The organism is Aureispira sp. CCB-E (genome assembly GCF_031326345.1).
GTDB lineage: Bacteria > Bacteroidota > Bacteroidia > Chitinophagales > Saprospiraceae > Aureispira.
This window is the reverse complement of sequence record NZ_CP133671.1, coordinates 6,025,839-6,041,080: the sequence shown is the minus strand read 5'-3', so window position 1 is coordinate 6,041,080 and position 15,242 is coordinate 6,025,839. Positions and strand designations below refer to the sequence as shown.

The following is a 15,242-nucleotide window of genomic DNA, read 5'->3' as shown; positions in this document are numbered from 1 at the left end:
CACCTTGTCTTGGAACTTTTTAGTTGTATGTGACATATTATATAGTATTCATAGGTTTTAAGAAATTATATTAATTAATTAGCTCAGTTGGGCGATAATTTAGAATGACAAATTATGGAAGTGCACCCCAAAAGAATGTCTTGGATTATAAAGCGACTATCATTGATAGTAGGGGCTGTTGCTATTTTGTTATTGGTCATTGCAGCGGTTCAATACCGCAAGAAAAGTGTAATTGGAGAGGATGATCTGACCATTAAAATTATTAAAAATGACGCTCAAAATAAATTTGTTAGAGAGCGTGATGTGACGGAAATTTTATTCAGAGAATTTAGGCATGCAATAGTTGGACAACCCTTGGAGTTGATTGATCTAAAGGAAATAGAAGAGGTCTTGGAATCGGATATTTTTATCAAAGATGCCGATGTTTATATTGATGCTCTAAACAAAGTTCATATTACAGTTGAACAACGGATTCCAATTGCTCGAATTATGGATGAAGAAGATCCAAGCTATTATTTGGATGAAGATGGAGAGCGTGTTCGGACATCTCCTAAGTTTACTGCTAGAGTAATGGTTGTAACAGGAAAAATTGGTCATTATAATGATAATTATTTGAATATTCCTCATCATCGGTTAAATCGGGTGTTTGAGTTAATCAAATTTATCAATGGCAATGACTTTTGGAAGGCACAATTGGAGCAAATCCATATTGATCACAGTGGAGAAGCAACCTTAATACCAAAATTAGGTGACCATGAAATAAAATTTGGGGCTCCTAATGAAGATATTGAAGACAAATTTCATCGTTTAGAGGTTTTTTATCAAGATGGATTGCCTGTAGAAGGATGGAACAAATACAAGAGCATCAACTTGGCTTTCAAGGGGCAAGTAGTTGCCAAGAAACGTTAGTTAAACAACAAGAGATAAAAGAACCTAAGGGAATTGCACGAATTAATTGCCTTTAGGAATCAACTAGTTAATAACATCAATTTAGTTTGCTAATTTTTTAGTTTTAGCGAAAGGTTTTGACCTTGAATCAAAAGGATAAAGAATAAGCAAACTACTATCAATAGCTTACTATAGTTCAATAGTCGTATTAAATTACTTTGTAAGTGCTGTGTAGTTGATTGTTAGCTAAATGTGAAATACATTTTCATGTTTTATCAACTACACAAGATATTCTTACTAGTAATGGGAACTAAAAACATACTGTATCAATAAATTACCCAATTAGTATGAATATAGTCGTTCTTCATTTATGGACTAAGTTAGTAAGCTATAAACTATAACATAAAGAATTAAATAAATTGCGGATTATTATGGAAAACCAAATTGTTGTCGCTTTAGACATCGGAACTACAAAGATTTGCGCTATGGTAGGGCGCAAGGATAAGCACGGAAAATTAGAAATATTGGGAACTGGTAAAGTAGAATCAGTGGGTGTTCTAAGAGGTGTTGTATCTAATATTGAAAAAACAGTAAAGGCGATTTCAGATGCTATAGCAGAAGCAGAGCGTCGCTCAGGTGTCGAAATAGGTGTGGTAAATGTCGGTATAGCTGGACAACACATCAAGAGTCTTCAGCATAGAGGTATCTTGACAAGACACAGTTTGCACGATGAAATTTCGCAAGATGATATAGATGATTTGATCTCGGATATGTACAAGTTGGTCTTGCCTCCAGGTGATAAAATCATTCACGTAATCCCTCAAGAATATATCGTAGACAACGAGCAAGGTATTGTGGACCCTATTGGTATGTCAGGAATTCGTTTGGAAGCAAATTTCCATATTATTACTGGGCAAACTACAGCTACAAAGAACATTGCTAAATGTGTTCAGAAAGCAGGTCTAGAAATGGCATCTTTGGCATTGGAACCAATTGCTTCTTCTGCTTCTGTGTTAAGCGCAGAAGAAATGGAAGCGGGGGTTGCTTTGGTTGATATAGGAGGAGGAACAACCGACTTAGCGATTTTCCATGAGGGAATCATCCGCCATACTGCTGTAGTGCCTTTGGGAGGAAATATCATTACCAAAGATATTAAAGAGGGGTGTAACGTTATGGGGCAACAAGCCGAGAAGTTGAAAGTGAAATTTGGTGCTGCTATGGCCAATGCCTTGACTGAAAATAGAATTATTACGATTCCTGGTCTAAGAGGACGTTCGCACAAAGAAATCTCTGAAATTAACTTGGCACGCATTATTCAAGCACGTGTGGAAGAAATTTTGGATTTGATTTATTGGGAAATTCGTCGTTCAGGGTACGAGCGTAAGTTGATTGGTGGAATTGTTTTGACAGGGGGTGGTGCCTTGTTGCGCAATATCACGGATTTGGTAGAGTTGCACACAGGAATGTCTGCTCGTATGGGAATCCCTACAGAGCATTTGGCACATGGATATGACAAAGAAATTACAAGCCCAATTTATGCAACAAGCATCGGCTTGATTCTAAATGGATTTGAAGAATTACAAAGAGGTCGTCAATACGAAGCCGATTCAAACTACAGTTCTAATGCGGTTCCTGCTACACACAGCAAACAAACTGTTGAAATAGAGGAAGGGAACAAGTGGTATGAAAAAATCTTCAAACGTACCAAAGAATGGTTTGAAGCAGAACCAGACGGGGACCTTTAAATCGATTGTTTAAAAGACATTATCACGAAACGCCGTTAGAAAAAGGTTCTAAAAAGCTATTTTCTGAGCTTAGAGGTTAATTCATGGTAATGTCTATAAGAATTCTTGATTCTTTAATTGAAAATTCTGTCAAAGAATTTTTATATTTGTAGTTGGCTAGTTTGTAATAATCAAAAATAGCCTTATTTAATGGTTGTTGAATGACATTTTATTGCTTGGCAAAACTAGTTATTCAATAAATTGTTAAAAGAAATTAAAAGCGGAGAGGGTTTGTCCCCATGATCCGTATTTGGCGGAAGCCCTCGAACTTGTAACATAAAGGAAATAGTATGAAATTCGATATACCAGATGATTCAAACCCAATAATCAAAGTAATTGGTGTTGGTGGTGGTGGTAGCAATGCAGTCAACTATATGTACGAGAAGAAAATCGTAGGAGTTGATTTTGCAATTTGTAATACCGATAACCAAGCAATGAATCTTAGTGCAGTGGTTAACAAAATTCAGTTGGGACCTACCCTTACAGAAGGTCGTGGAGCAGGCTCTAAACCGGGTATTGGTAGAGAGTCTTGTATCGAATCTTTGGATGAAGTAAAGCAATACTTTAGTGATGGTACCAAAATGTTGTTTGTAACCGCAGGAATGGGGGGAGGAACAGGAACAGGTGCGGCTCCCGTCATCGCAAAAGCTGCTCAAGAATTGGATATCCTAACCGTAGGAATTGTAACTGTACCCTTTACTTTTGAAGGGCGTCGACGTATGAAACAAGCCATGGAAGGTTTGGCAGAATTGAAGAAAAATGTTGATACGTTAATCGTTATTTCTAATGATAAATTGCGTAAAATTTATGGCAATTTAAACCTTAGCGAAGCTTTCTCTAAAGCAGATGATATCTTGATGACAGCAGCCAAAGGTATTGCCGAAATTATTACAGTACCTGGTTATGTAAACGTTGACTTTGAAGATGTCAATACTGTTATGCGTGACTCTGGAGTAGCGGTAATGGGTACGGCAACCACAGAGGGCGACGATCGTGCTATTCGTGCTGTAGAAGCTGCTTTGCAATCTCCTTTATTGGAAGACAATGACATCAAAGGAGCACAACACATTTTGTTAAATATTACTTCTGGTACCAAGGAAGTAACCATGGATGAGGTTTTCGAAATTACAGAATATGTACAAGAAGAGGCTGGGTATGGAACAGACCTTATTTGGGGAAACTGTTTTGACGAAAGTTTGGGAGAACAAATTTCAGTTACTGTAATTGCTACAGGCTTTGAAACAGGTCAAGATGCCAAGAAAATGACGGCAAGAGAAGAGCGTCCTGTCGAAAAGAAAGTTCGCGTGGCTTTGGACGATGACGAACCAACTACCAAAAAATCAACATCGGGATCTTTTTTTAACAAAGATTTGGATTCGGATCATGGATCTATTGAATTTAACTTTAGTAAAAAAAAACAAAGTAGTGACAAGCCTAAATACTCTATCGAAAAAGAGCCATTTGTAAAGCCTGACACCCAAAAAGAAGAACCTAAAGTTGTCGAAAAATCAGAAACTTTGGAAGAACGTAGACAACGTCTCAAAAATTTGAGCGTAAAACTAAATAATCCTGAAGTGTTGAATGAACTTGAAAATCAACCTGCTTACCTCCGCAAAGGTATTGCACTAGATAATGTTGAGCATTCTTCTGATTCGAATGTGTCTCAATGGACAATTTCTGACGATGATGAACCTGAAGTAAAGGATAATAACTCTTTTTTGCACGATAATGTAGACTAGTTTTAGACAACAATGTCCTTGCTCAAGGGCAAATGCAATATATTAATAAAGATCCATCTTGAATTTTAAATTTAGGATGGATTCTTTCTTTTTATAGAATGCAATCTAACTTTAGTTAAATATTAAGAAAATGTTAAAAAAATACTATCTTGGGTGCCTATAGCATACCTAATGCTATTAAGGTATGGCTTCCAACAATTCAATTTATTGATTAGTAGTTTATTTTTAATAACAACAGTCCGCTAAATACATACTGATAGACCTCCAATAAATCTTATTTGAGTAAATAGACCTAAAAAATAGAGGTGTTTTTACATAATTTGTTCTAAATGCTTAATTTATTTGAGCATAAGTTCATGCTTAATAATTAGTCGTGTGTATTTTGTTTGTTGTTCTTTGACGGTAGCTTTAGGGTAACTGATTTTTGTATTTAGACAAGTGTTAAGTTGCAATTTGAGGATATTGGTTGAAGGGCAAGCAAGGTGAAAATAGTGGATGATTTATAATAATGTATGGCAACATTTAATTATAATAACAAAATTTTTAAGGCAATTGTCAATGATGATAATGGTCATGTGACGAATGCAACAACCTTTTATTATCGCCAACGAGGAAATGTTGTTTGGGGGACTTATGAAGGAGGTGGAATCGAAATAGGAACTATTACGGGCAAGGTTCTAGAAAATGGCAAATTACAATTTCATTATCAACACGTCAGTGTTAAAGGAGAATTGATGACGGGTTATTGTGAATCGACTCCTGAAATGCGCTCGAATGGTAGAATTCGATTGTTTGAAAAGTGGCGTTGGACCAATGGCGATCAATCAGAAGGAATGTCTATTGTAGAGGAAGTTGTTTCGATGGGGTAGGTACTAATTAGCCAATAAAATGGATGTATTGTAAATACCAGACTAAAAAGAGCAAATTAGTGCATAGACTAAGCACAATAACATTTAATCTTGCTCTAAAAGCCTTGAATAAATTAGAAAGAAGGGGGCACTTCAAAAGGCGAAAGGTAGTAGATAATATATAAAATAAAAGGCTTAGTGCGGCATGAACGAATGTAGAAGCAGTAAAAGTATAAATGGTGAAGATAACGATTAGGACGGGAACTAGAACTAAAGTATCAAAGCTAACCGAATGTTCTATTAGCATAATCATAGTAGGGATTGTAATGTAAAACACAGCATTGATGAAAATTAAAAAAACTTGAAGTGTTTTATAAGTAGTGTGTTTTGAAGTTTCTTCAAAGAAATCTAAGGGTTGCACAGTATCAAAAATTAAAAAAAGAATGAATAATAGGGATATTGATAATCTTTAACGAGACTTTAACCTACCTTAAAAATAAGTGCCTTTATTCTGCCCAACGGTAGCTTTCAATTTCAAAACCTGCCAAATCTAAGATTCGATCAACCACTGTTGCAGCTACTTCTTCTAATGTAGTAGGTTTGCTATAAAAAGAAGGAATTGCAGGGCAAATAATCCCACCTGCCTCTGTGATAGTCTTCATATTGTTAATGTGAATAAGACTAAAAGGAGTATCCCTAGGAACAAGAATCAAGCGCCTTCTTTCTTTTAAAATAACATCAGCAGCACGTGTAGTAAGGTCGTTAGAGACTCCTGTAGCGATTCTTGCCAATAAACCCATTGAGCAAGGACAGACAATCATAGTATCGTATTTGGCAGAACCAGAAGCAAAGGGAGCAAAGAAATCATTCTTGGTATAAAAATCAAACGGATATGCATCATAATTAGTATTTTCAAGCTCTAATTTCCAATTTAATTTGGCATTATCACTCATAACAATACCGACTTTTTCTAACTGGTCTTGGAGTGTTACTAGTTTGTCTAACAGAACTTTTGTATAGATAGAACCACTAGACCCACCAACCGCAATTACTATTTTCTTCATTTTTTTATTATTTTTGGAATCGTTTTTGAATTCTATTATGAATACAGCAATTATTGATCTTAGTTCATTTTTAGGAAAAATTTTAAGTAAATTTACTACACTAAAACTTTTCTTAAAAGATTAATAAATAAATCTTAAAGGTAGGAAAATAAGTAACTTCTGATAAGAAATAGAGTTTTATTAGCATGAACTTAAGTAATCGTTCAAAAAAATCAACGAACGACTAATCGAATATAGAATAACTTAAAACTTGATTATTTCGTGACAGGTGGTTCTCTCATGAAAGTTCTTGAATTAGCAAATAAAGTTTTACAAAACTAGCGAGATATGAAAAAGATTTTACTGGGTGTATTGACCTTTTCTTTTTTTATGGCAGCCTACGCCTTTACGACAGCTCCCCATAATACGGCAGGCCATATTGATGGAAAGAATGTGCGGTGGATGACATGGGAAGAAGCCGTTGCCGCAGCGCAAGCAGCTAAAGCTGCAGGCAAGACACCTAAAAAAATATTCGTCGATATTTATACAGATTGGTGTGGTTGGTGCAAAAAAATGGACAAGGAAACATTTGAAAAACCAATGGTTTCTTCTTACCTAAACGAGCATTTTTATCCTGTTAAATTTGATGCAGAGCAAAAAGAATCGATTACCTTTGATGGCAAGACATTTAAATATGTTGCCAATGGGCGTAGAGGCTACCACGAATTAGCAGCAGCCTTGCTCGCTGGAAAGATGAGCTATCCAACAGTTGTATTTTTGAACGAAGATTTTCAACTACTACAGCGTATTCCAGGTTATTTGGATATCCCTACGTTTGATATGATTATGCACTATTTAGCTGAAGAGCATTATACCAAAACACCTTGGGCTGATTTTCAAAAAGCATATAAAAGCCCTCAAAAAATGGTTGCTCCTACCACCAATAACACCAAACACTAATGACCAAAAAGGTTCTTTTAACGGGGGCATCTGGGTTTTTAGGCTTTAATTTTTGCCAACAATTTGCTTCCAAGTATGACTTAGTAGGAACGTATTTTCGAAACCAACCTACAGGTTTAAAAATTAATTGGACAAAAATTAATCTTTTAGATACTCCAGAGATTTCTAAATTGATTGATCGAGAAAAACCAGATATAGTTGTTCATTTGGCAGCAATCGCCAACCCTGCATTTTGTGAGCAACATCCTGCATTAAGCCATCACATTAATGTGTATACCACCGTAGCTATAGCTGAAGCAACTCAACGGGCAAATATTCCAATGATTTTTTCTTCTACAGATTTGGTCTTTAATGGCAACTCAGCTCCTTATTCCGAAGATGACTTTTCTTACCCATTGTCTCAATATGGTTTGCAAAAACAAATGGCAGAAGAAAGTGTGTTAGAAGACTTTGAGCATGTTTTTGTTGCTCGCTTGCCATTGATGTTTGGAACAACACCGAGTTATGCCAGTAATTTTTATACACAAACCCTTGAAAAATTACAAGCAGGAGAAGAAATTAGAGGCTTTGTAGATGAATATAGAACAATGGTTGGTGCGACAACGGCAAGTATGGGCTTGGAAAAACTAATGGTATATGCTTGGGATACCAATCAGCAACAGCACGAAAAAGAACGCTTGTTTCATCTAGGAGGTGGGGAGTCTTGTTCTAGATATGATTTTGCTTTGAAAATGGCAGAACATTTTGCGTTAGACAAGCAATTAATTGTACCAACAATGCAAAAAGAGCTTGATTTGATCCCTGCACGACCACCAGATGTGAGTCTAGATAGCTCATTGGCCAATGAAATATTGGGTTATAAGGTTCCAAGCCTTGATGAACAATTATCCTCTCTCAAGAGTAGTTCATAAATAATGACTTCTATTCATTACTCCGTTGAAACTACGTAGCAGCAGCGTATTTTAGTTTTTTAGCAAGCTGTGGAATGCTTTTTTTCGTTATTAGGATAAAAACACTATCATTGTATTTTATTTTTAACCGTCTACTAAAACCATATAATTAGTGGACGTTTTATTTTTTAACGAACTACTAATATCTATAACGTAGAAGATGAAAAAGCAACATTTATTTTTATTGCTTGCATTCGCTTGTCTGTGGAGTGCTTGTTCAAAGAGTATTTACAATCCTAAATCTCCCAATTATGAACCGATTGTTGAAATGACAACAGAGTATGGAGTGGTAGAAATACAACTTTACTCTAGTACGCCAAAACATAGAGATAACTTTGTCAAGTTGGTCAAAGAAGGTTTTTATGACAGTTTGTTGTTTCATCGGGTGATTAATAATTTTATGATTCAAGGAGGAGACCCCGAATCAAAGGGTGCTGCTGCGGGCGTAATGCTTGGAAATGGAGGTCCCGGCTATACCATTCCTGCTGAGTTTGTTGATTCTTTAGTTCACATCAAAGGAGCTTTGGCTGCTGCTCGAATGGGCGATGGGGTAAATCCTACCAAGGCTTCTTCTGGATCTCAATTTTATTTGGTACAAGGACAAAAAGTGAAACCTGAAATTCTAACTCAAATGGCTGCCCATAGTGGCAAAAAATATACGGAGGCACAAAAGAAAGCTTATGCTGAAATTGGCGGCACACCACACTTGGATGGTAGCTATACTGTATTCGGTCGTGTCATCAAAGGACTAGATGTTATTGATAAAATAGCGGCGGTACAAGTCCGAAATAGTCGTCCTGTTAAGGATGTTATGATGACAATGAAAATCAAAAAAGGGTAATAAATTGTTTACTCAACCCAACTATATTTATAGACACTTTCGTTTAGATAAGTGATTTCATGCAATGAAGTTGTTGAAGAAAAGCTTGCTCTGAAAGGAAATTATAAGCAAAAGGGATTGGATGTGAATAGATTAAATGGATTTTGAAAAACTCAAAAAGCAGTAATTTGATGCCCGTTTAAAATCTTTGTAAACAAAGAAGAAGGCAAATGTTATTGACGACTCTGTTTATTGTATTTCTCTGTTTAGATACTTTCTATTATGGAAATAATTCTATTCTCAAGCAGCTTTCATTAGAATAAGACGTTTCTAAAATGCTATGAAGTTATCTTTTATGGATTGCCTACAAACAAAGACCTAAATTTTAGGTCAGCCAATTTATCGCCATTGGTGTTTTGTTTGATTCCTGCCTGAAGTCCATCTCCATAAATATAGAAGTTAAAAGAGAGTTAAATGGCTTTGTGGTATTAGGGTAATGTAGAACTTAAACGGAAGTTTAGACAAGGAGCAATTTTATTGCTTGTAAATTATAAAACTAAACTTGTTATTGTTAATAAAAGCTAAAAAAATATATGCAAATCGGTTGGAAGAGAAATGTTTATGGAATTGTAATGATTCTTTTTTTGTCTAGTGCTTGTTCAAAAATGGATATTGATGCTGTTGAATGGGAATATAGACATTATTCTGTTCCCTGCCACCCCACAGCTTCAGCTGGAACATTAGATAGTGAGCATGAGCTTACATTTAGTAAGGATCATATGTTTTGTGTAGAAATTCATATGGATGAACCTGATTTTGAGTTGATGAGAAATGAGTCTCGTTTTGGACCTAGTGTTGATGAGGATGGAGGAATTGCAACCAAAAAAGCAGCGTTTGAATACTTGAATCAATGTGATGTGCCTTTTCCCTCTTATTTTAATTGGTATAGAATTAATTTATTCAACATAGATGATTTGTGGTTTAATGGCGGCATCCGTAAAAAAGGATTTTTGGGATCTATATTTTCAGATGCTCCATCAATAAAAATTAATCTGAATCGATACAAAGATTTTAATCCTATAGGAATACATCACAATGTTATTTTTAACAATAATTCGGAAGATCCTTCTAGAGTTATTCAAGGTGTGTTTTACAAATTGCTGGAATGGGCAAATTATCCTGCTCCAAGATGCAACTTGGCTAATGTTTCTATTAATGAAGAGCCTTTGGGGGTGTATTCTCATGTAGAGGCAATTGATGAAAAATTCTTAATCCGAAATTTTGGAAGTGCCTCAGGAGATTTATACGAATGCCAATTAACAGATTTTAGAGCAAGTTGGTTGAGTCGGTGGGAGTGCAAAACAGAGCAGACTGATTGTTCTAAATATCGAATTGCTAAAATTGCTAAAATATTATCTAGCACACCAACCAATAAGTTGGTATCAAAGCTTAGCAAATATGTTAATATTGAGAAATTTATTAAATTTTGGGCACTAGAGGTACTGATGAATCATACTGATGGTTATGCCCGAAACAGCAACAATACGTATATTTATTTTGATCCTAATGATGATGACAGAGCTGTTTTTATCCCTTCGGGTATAAATTACTATGTAGTAGATCATGGAGCAAGCTTAAAAGAATTTACTACAGCAGAGTTGCCAAGGAGACTTTCTAGATGTCCTGATGCTGTAGAAATGTTTGATAGAGAGATGCAGTATTTATTGGATAATGTATGGAATGAAACTGCATTAATTGCTTTGGTCGATCATTTTCACAGACAAGCTGAAACAGCAGAAAGTATGGAGCATACGGGAGGTCGAATGTGTGTTGAGAGACTAAAAAGCTGGATACAACATCGAAAAGAAAGTATTTATGCTTTGCCCCGTGGAAATTCTAAACCATCATCAATTTGCCATTTTGAACATGATTAATCAAAAAGTATATTTTATCCACTCTCTTTTTTTTCTTTTAGTTTTTTCATTTTCTAGTCATGCTCAAAAATCGTCCAAGGGAAAGTCATCGGATGTTGATATTGATGTTGAATTATGGGGGAACTTGTCGTACAACTATAAATTTAACAAGTCATGGGAGTTAACTGTAAGTACTCAGGCTAGAGCAAAGTTAACAAGTCCTGAATTTGATCAATTTTTAGTAGAAGTAGAAACGCAATATAATCCTAGGTTTCATAAGTTGGTAAAACCAATAAAAATTGGTGTAGGGCTTCGTTATATTGGAGCATTAGATGATAATAATTATGAAAATCATCTGAGATTGCATGCTGATTTTTTATATCGGTTTAAATTCAAACGATTGCATTTAGACTATCGATTACGAGGACAGTTTAAAGATGAACTAAAGAGAAAAGATGATATTTATAAAAACTACTGGACAAAAGACTTAAGAAATAGAATCGAAGTTGGTTATGATTTTAAGAAATGGAAATTCGATCCAGAAGTTTTTTTTGAATTATTTTTTCACGATGAATTGGGAGCTTTAAATGGATTTACCAAATGTCGGGCTGGTGTAAAAACTAATTATAAAATCACCTCTAACCATAGTTTAGGCGTTAAGTATTTTATGGAGATAGGTATGCAATACTATGGGGCAAATTATAACCATGTAGTGGTGTTATCTTACCAATATAAGACCAAATCAAAAAAGAAAAAGAAGAAAAAAGTACGCTTTAAGTAATTCCAAAAGCTTGTTGAAAAAAAAGACCTTACCTGATTAGTTGCTAGGCTTTACGCTCTATAAACTTTTCAGGTAAGGTTTTTTGTCGTAGGGAATGGGCTGAAAAAGATTGGACTTGTACGTATTCCCATTCGTACAAGTCCTAAATCACCCCAATTAAAACCCAAATTTATCTTTTAGAAGTTTTAGTGGTGAAAGATTGGACTTGTGCGTATTCCCATTCGTACAAGTCCTAAATCACCCCAATTAAAACCCAAATTTATCTTTAGAAGTTTTAGCGGTGAAAGATTGGACTTGCATGTATTCCCATTCATGCAAGTCCTAAATCACCCCAATTAAAACCCAAATTTATCTTTAGAAGTTTTAGCGGTGAAAGATTGGACTTGTGCGTATTCCCATTCGTACAAGTCCTAAATCACCCCAATTAAAACCCAAATTTATCTTTAGAAGTTTTAGTGGTTGAAGATTGGACTTGCATGTATTCCCATTCATGCAAGTCCTAAATCACCCCAATTAAAACCCAAATTTATCTTTAGAAGTTTTAGCGGTGAAAGATTGGACTTGTGCGTATTCCCATTCGTACAAGTCCTAAATCACCCCAATTAAAACCCAAATTTATCTTTAGAAGTTTTAGTGGTTGAAGATTGGACTTGCATGTATTCCCATTCATGCAAGTCCTAAATCACCCCAATTAAAACCCAAATTTATCTTTTAGAAGTTTTAGCGGTTGAAGATTGGACTTGTACGTATTCCCATCCGTACAAGTCCTAAATCACCCCAATTAAAACCCAAATTTATCTTTTAGAAGTTTTAGTGGTTGAAGATTGGACTTGCATGTATTCCCATTCATGCAAGTCCTAAATCACCCCAATTAAAACCCAAATTTATCTTTTAGAAGTTTTAGCGGTTGAAGATTGGACTTGCATGTATTCCCATTCATGCAAGTCCTAAATCACCCCAATTAAAACCCAAATTTATCTTTTAGAAGTTTTAGCGGTTGAAGATTGGACTTGCATGTATTCCCATTCATGCAAGTCCTAAATCACCCCAACTGCGCTTGCGCACTCACGCAGTAATTAAAACCCAAATTTATCTTTTTCTAAATTATTATCACTTGTTGATATGCTTACTTATATGCCAAACTAGTGCCACAAAATAATAAATACTGATTACTAATGGTTTATATATTATTTTTATTTCTAAATAGTTCCATTTTGGATTCGGTTTTCAAAATGGGAAAACGAAATAAATTACAAGTTTCCTATTTTGACATCTAGCAATCTTCTTTGAATGTCTGCATGAATGGCATCCAAGGCATTTGTTCGAAAGTTTTCTTCTTCTTGTGGACTCAATTTCTTTGTTTTACTTTTTTGAGTTTGAAGAAAATAATTTTCAGTTAAACTAACGAGATTTGGAAAATACTGAGCAGTATAATTGATGTCAACAGCAGTATAAGTAGTTGTATTGATAAGAGCAATTAAGCCATTAAGATCAGGAGTAATGACACTCAAACTATCTTTGGCAAGTTGGTTAGGGTCTACGTGCAGGTCATTTCTTTCTAGAATATGGTTGTGTATATTTTTTTCGACATACATTTCATATTTTTTCTCCATAGCCTCTATCCGAGCAATAGCATTTAATGCTTTCTTTTTAGAATTTTTAGATGCAAGAACAGCGCCTATAGCTAAAAGCCCAATAAAACCAAGCAAGAGATAGAGTAGCATTGATAGTTGTTTTGATTGATTATTTCGTGAAAAATTAGCATTTGTAATGATGATATAATAAAACCATCTTTTTAGTTGAAAGATATTATACAATCACTAAAAAGATGATTCCTACGAAGCAATGAAGTAGACTAAGTACGTCTTGCCTCTCATGCGATTACAATACTAGAATAATAATATTCCCGAAGTTAGTATTGAATTAATAATTATTATTCATCGGCCCAACCTTTGGTTCGTTCTACGGCTTTTTGCCAATTGGTATAAAGGTGTTGGCGTTGATCTGATTTCATTTCAACTTCAAAAGCTTTATTTAATTGCCATCTATCTTTGATTTCTTCTTTTTTCCAGAAACCCACAGCCAAACCAGCAAGATAGGCAGCACCCAAAGCAGTTGTTTCAATAATCTCAGGGCGTTCAACAGGAGTGTTTAAGATGTCTGCTTGAAATTGCATTAAGAAGTTGTTGGCACAAGCTCCTCCATCTACTCTTAGTGTCTTGAGTTGAATGCCAGAATCTTTTTCCATCGCTTCTAACACGTCTCGGGTTTGATAGGCTAAGGATTCTAAGGTTGCTCTAATGACGTGGTACTTATTGGCACCTCTTGTCAACCCAAATATAGCACCTCTTGCATACATATCCCAATAGGGAGCGCCTAAACCTGCAAAAGCAGGAACAACGTAGACACCGCCGTTGTCACATACTTTGCTAGTAAAATATTCAGAGTCAGGAGCAGAATCTAATATTTTCATCTCATCTCTTAACCATTGAATCGCTGCCCCTGCAATAAATACGGAACCCTCTAAAGCATATTCCACTTTGCCATCAATGCCCCAAGCGATTGTTGTGAGCAAACCTGCTTTGGAGTGGATCATTTTTTCTCCTGTGTTCATAAGCATAAAGCAGCCTGTACCATAGGTGTTTTTTGCCATGCCAGGATGGTGACAACCTTGCCCAAACAACGCAGCTTGTTGATCTCCCGCCATACCTCCAATTGGAATTTCTGCTCCAAAAAGCGATGGATTAGTGTGACCATATATTTGACTTGATGGCCGTACTTCTGGAAGCAATTGAGAAGGGATATCCAGTTTGTCTAGCATCGTTTGATCCCACTTTAAATCTTTGATATTGTACAACATGGTTCTAGAGGCATTGCTGTAATCAGTTGCATGAACAGCGCCTTGTGTAAGATTCCAAAGAATCCATGTATCAATAGTTCCAAAGAGCAAATCTCCTTGTTCAGCAGCAGCTCTAGCGCCATCTACTTGTTCTAAAATCCAATTTAATTTGGTGCCAGAAAAATAAGCATCCAATACCAACCCCGTATTCTCATAAACATAGTCAGTCCATCCATCCTCTTTTAGTTCATCGCAAAAATTGGCAGTACGACGATCTTGCCATACAATAGCGTTGTAAATGGGTTTCCCAGTGTTTTTATTCCAAACAACAGTAGTTTCTCGTTGGTTGGTAATACCAATACCTTTGATGTCTTTGGCAGATAAATTATTATTTTTAAGAACATTTTGTGCTACCTCTAGTTGAGTCTGCCAAATTTCGTTGGCATCATGTTCTACCCATCCCGATTGAGGATAAATTTGTTTAAATTCTTGTTGTTCAGTAGCTAGTATGTTTCCATTTTGGTCAAAAATTATAGCTCTGGAGCTGGTTGTTCCTTGGTCTAACGCTAGTATCATTTTTTGTGTTTAGGTGATAACGATTCGTCTTTTGTTGTTTAATCGTTTGTTAAAAGTTTATAGTCTTACTTGGCAGCACAATCAATCCAAGAAGCATTATA

At 35.6% G+C, this 15,242-nt stretch carries 12 protein-coding genes; 9 read left to right on the top strand and 3 right to left on the bottom strand.

The features are described from left to right. Positions 1 to 135: 135 nt before the first annotated feature. The 4 genes from QP953_RS23510 (at position 136) to QP953_RS23495 (ending at position 5,280) form a co-directional block, all read left to right on the top strand. Positions 136 to 909, top strand: a complete 774-nt coding sequence (locus QP953_RS23510; protein WP_156039640.1) for a cell division protein FtsQ/DivIB — start codon at positions 136 to 138, stop codon at positions 907 to 909. 410 nt (positions 910 to 1,319) lie between these two features. Next, positions 1,320 to 2,633, top strand: a complete 1,314-nt coding sequence (gene ftsA, locus QP953_RS23505) for a cell division protein FtsA (protein WP_052592995.1) — start codon at positions 1,320 to 1,322, stop codon at positions 2,631 to 2,633. A 329-nt stretch (positions 2,634 to 2,962) separates the two neighbouring features. Beyond that, positions 2,963 to 4,411 (top strand): cell division protein FtsZ, encoded by a 1,449-nt coding sequence (gene ftsZ, locus QP953_RS23500; protein WP_052592997.1) that lies wholly within the window; start codon positions 2,963 to 2,965, stop codon positions 4,409 to 4,411. A gap of 512 nt (positions 4,412 to 4,923) precedes the next feature. Further along, positions 4,924 to 5,280 carry an N-acetylglutamate synthase gene (locus QP953_RS23495; protein WP_052592999.1) on the top strand — a complete coding sequence of 119 codons (357 nt, stop codon included), beginning with the start codon at positions 4,924 to 4,926 and terminating at the stop codon, positions 5,278 to 5,280. 485 nt (positions 5,281 to 5,765) lie between these two features. Here the strand turns inward: QP953_RS23495 and QP953_RS23490 are convergent, their stop codons facing one another. Next, a complete protein-coding gene (locus QP953_RS23490; protein WP_052593001.1) occupies positions 5,766 to 6,323 on the bottom strand; it encodes a UbiX family flavin prenyltransferase in 558 nt (185 codons plus the stop codon). 327 nt (positions 6,324 to 6,650) lie between these two features. On the opposite strand from QP953_RS23490, the gene QP953_RS23485 reads away from it, so the two are divergent. The 5 genes from QP953_RS23485 to QP953_RS23465 all read left to right on the top strand — a co-directional run bounded on the left by QP953_RS23485 (position 6,651) and on the right by QP953_RS23465 (position 11,726). After that, positions 6,651 to 7,262 (top strand): DUF255 domain-containing protein, encoded by a 612-nt coding sequence (locus QP953_RS23485; RefSeq protein WP_063832999.1) that lies wholly within the window; start codon positions 6,651 to 6,653, stop codon positions 7,260 to 7,262. After that, positions 7,262 to 8,173, top strand: coding sequence for an SDR family oxidoreductase (locus QP953_RS23480; RefSeq protein WP_309553143.1), 912 nt, complete (start codon positions 7,262 to 7,264; stop codon positions 8,171 to 8,173). The genes QP953_RS23485 and QP953_RS23480 overlap by 1 nt, the downstream gene beginning before the upstream one ends. 199 nt (positions 8,174 to 8,372) lie before the next feature. Next, positions 8,373 to 9,053 (top strand): peptidylprolyl isomerase, encoded by a 681-nt coding sequence (locus QP953_RS23475; protein ID WP_052593005.1) that lies wholly within the window; start codon positions 8,373 to 8,375, stop codon positions 9,051 to 9,053. Between the two features lie 572 nt (positions 9,054 to 9,625). Next, complete coding sequence (locus QP953_RS23470) at positions 9,626 to 10,966, top strand: CotH kinase family protein (RefSeq protein ID WP_052593007.1); 1,341 nt, start codon at positions 9,626 to 9,628, stop codon at positions 10,964 to 10,966. Further along, positions 10,959 to 11,726 carry a DUF2490 domain-containing protein gene (locus tag QP953_RS23465; RefSeq protein WP_309553142.1) on the top strand — a complete coding sequence of 256 codons (768 nt, stop codon included), beginning with the start codon at positions 10,959 to 10,961 and terminating at the stop codon, positions 11,724 to 11,726. The genes QP953_RS23470 and QP953_RS23465 overlap by 8 nt, the downstream gene beginning before the upstream one ends. A gap of 1,250 nt (positions 11,727 to 12,976) precedes the next feature. Here the strand turns inward: QP953_RS23465 and QP953_RS23460 are convergent. Further along, complete coding sequence (locus tag QP953_RS23460; RefSeq protein ID WP_052595076.1) at positions 12,977 to 13,450, bottom strand: hypothetical protein; 474 nt, start codon at positions 13,448 to 13,450, stop codon at positions 12,977 to 12,979. A gap of 209 nt (positions 13,451 to 13,659) precedes the next feature. After that, positions 13,660 to 15,141: a glycerol kinase GlpK gene (gene glpK, locus QP953_RS23455; protein WP_052595078.1), complete on the bottom strand. Its 1,482-nt coding sequence runs from the start codon at positions 15,139 to 15,141 to the stop codon at positions 13,660 to 13,662. Between the last annotated feature and the right edge of the window lie 101 nt (positions 15,142 to 15,242).

Excerpts from the sequence above, each read along its gene's own strand:
- QP953_RS23510 (WP_156039640.1), top strand. The coding sequence starts at position 136 with ATGTCTTGGATTATAAAGCGACTATCATTGATAGTAGGGGCTGTTGCT.
- ftsA (WP_052592995.1), top strand. The coding sequence starts at position 1,320 with ATGGAAAACCAAATTGTTGTCGCTTTAGACATCGGAACTACAAAGATT.
- ftsZ (WP_052592997.1), top strand. The coding sequence starts at position 2,963 with ATGAAATTCGATATACCAGATGATTCAAACCCAATAATCAAAGTAATT.
- QP953_RS23495 (WP_052592999.1), top strand. The coding sequence starts at position 4,924 with ATGGCAACATTTAATTATAATAACAAAATTTTTAAGGCAATTGTCAAT.
- QP953_RS23490 (WP_052593001.1), bottom strand. The coding sequence starts at position 6,323 with ATGAAGAAAATAGTAATTGCGGTTGGTGGGTCTAGTGGTTCTATCTAT.
- QP953_RS23485 (WP_063832999.1), top strand. The coding sequence starts at position 6,651 with ATGAAAAAGATTTTACTGGGTGTATTGACCTTTTCTTTTTTTATGGCA.
- QP953_RS23480 (WP_309553143.1), top strand. The coding sequence starts at position 7,262 with ATGACCAAAAAGGTTCTTTTAACGGGGGCATCTGGGTTTTTAGGCTTT.
- QP953_RS23475 (WP_052593005.1), top strand. The coding sequence starts at position 8,373 with ATGAAAAAGCAACATTTATTTTTATTGCTTGCATTCGCTTGTCTGTGG.
- QP953_RS23470 (WP_052593007.1), top strand. The coding sequence starts at position 9,626 with ATGCAAATCGGTTGGAAGAGAAATGTTTATGGAATTGTAATGATTCTT.
- QP953_RS23465 (WP_309553142.1), top strand. The coding sequence starts at position 10,959 with ATGATTAATCAAAAAGTATATTTTATCCACTCTCTTTTTTTTCTTTTA.
- QP953_RS23460 (WP_052595076.1), bottom strand. The coding sequence starts at position 13,450 with ATGCTACTCTATCTCTTGCTTGGTTTTATTGGGCTTTTAGCTATAGGC.
- glpK (WP_052595078.1), bottom strand. The coding sequence starts at position 15,141 with ATGATACTAGCGTTAGACCAAGGAACAACCAGCTCCAGAGCTATAATT.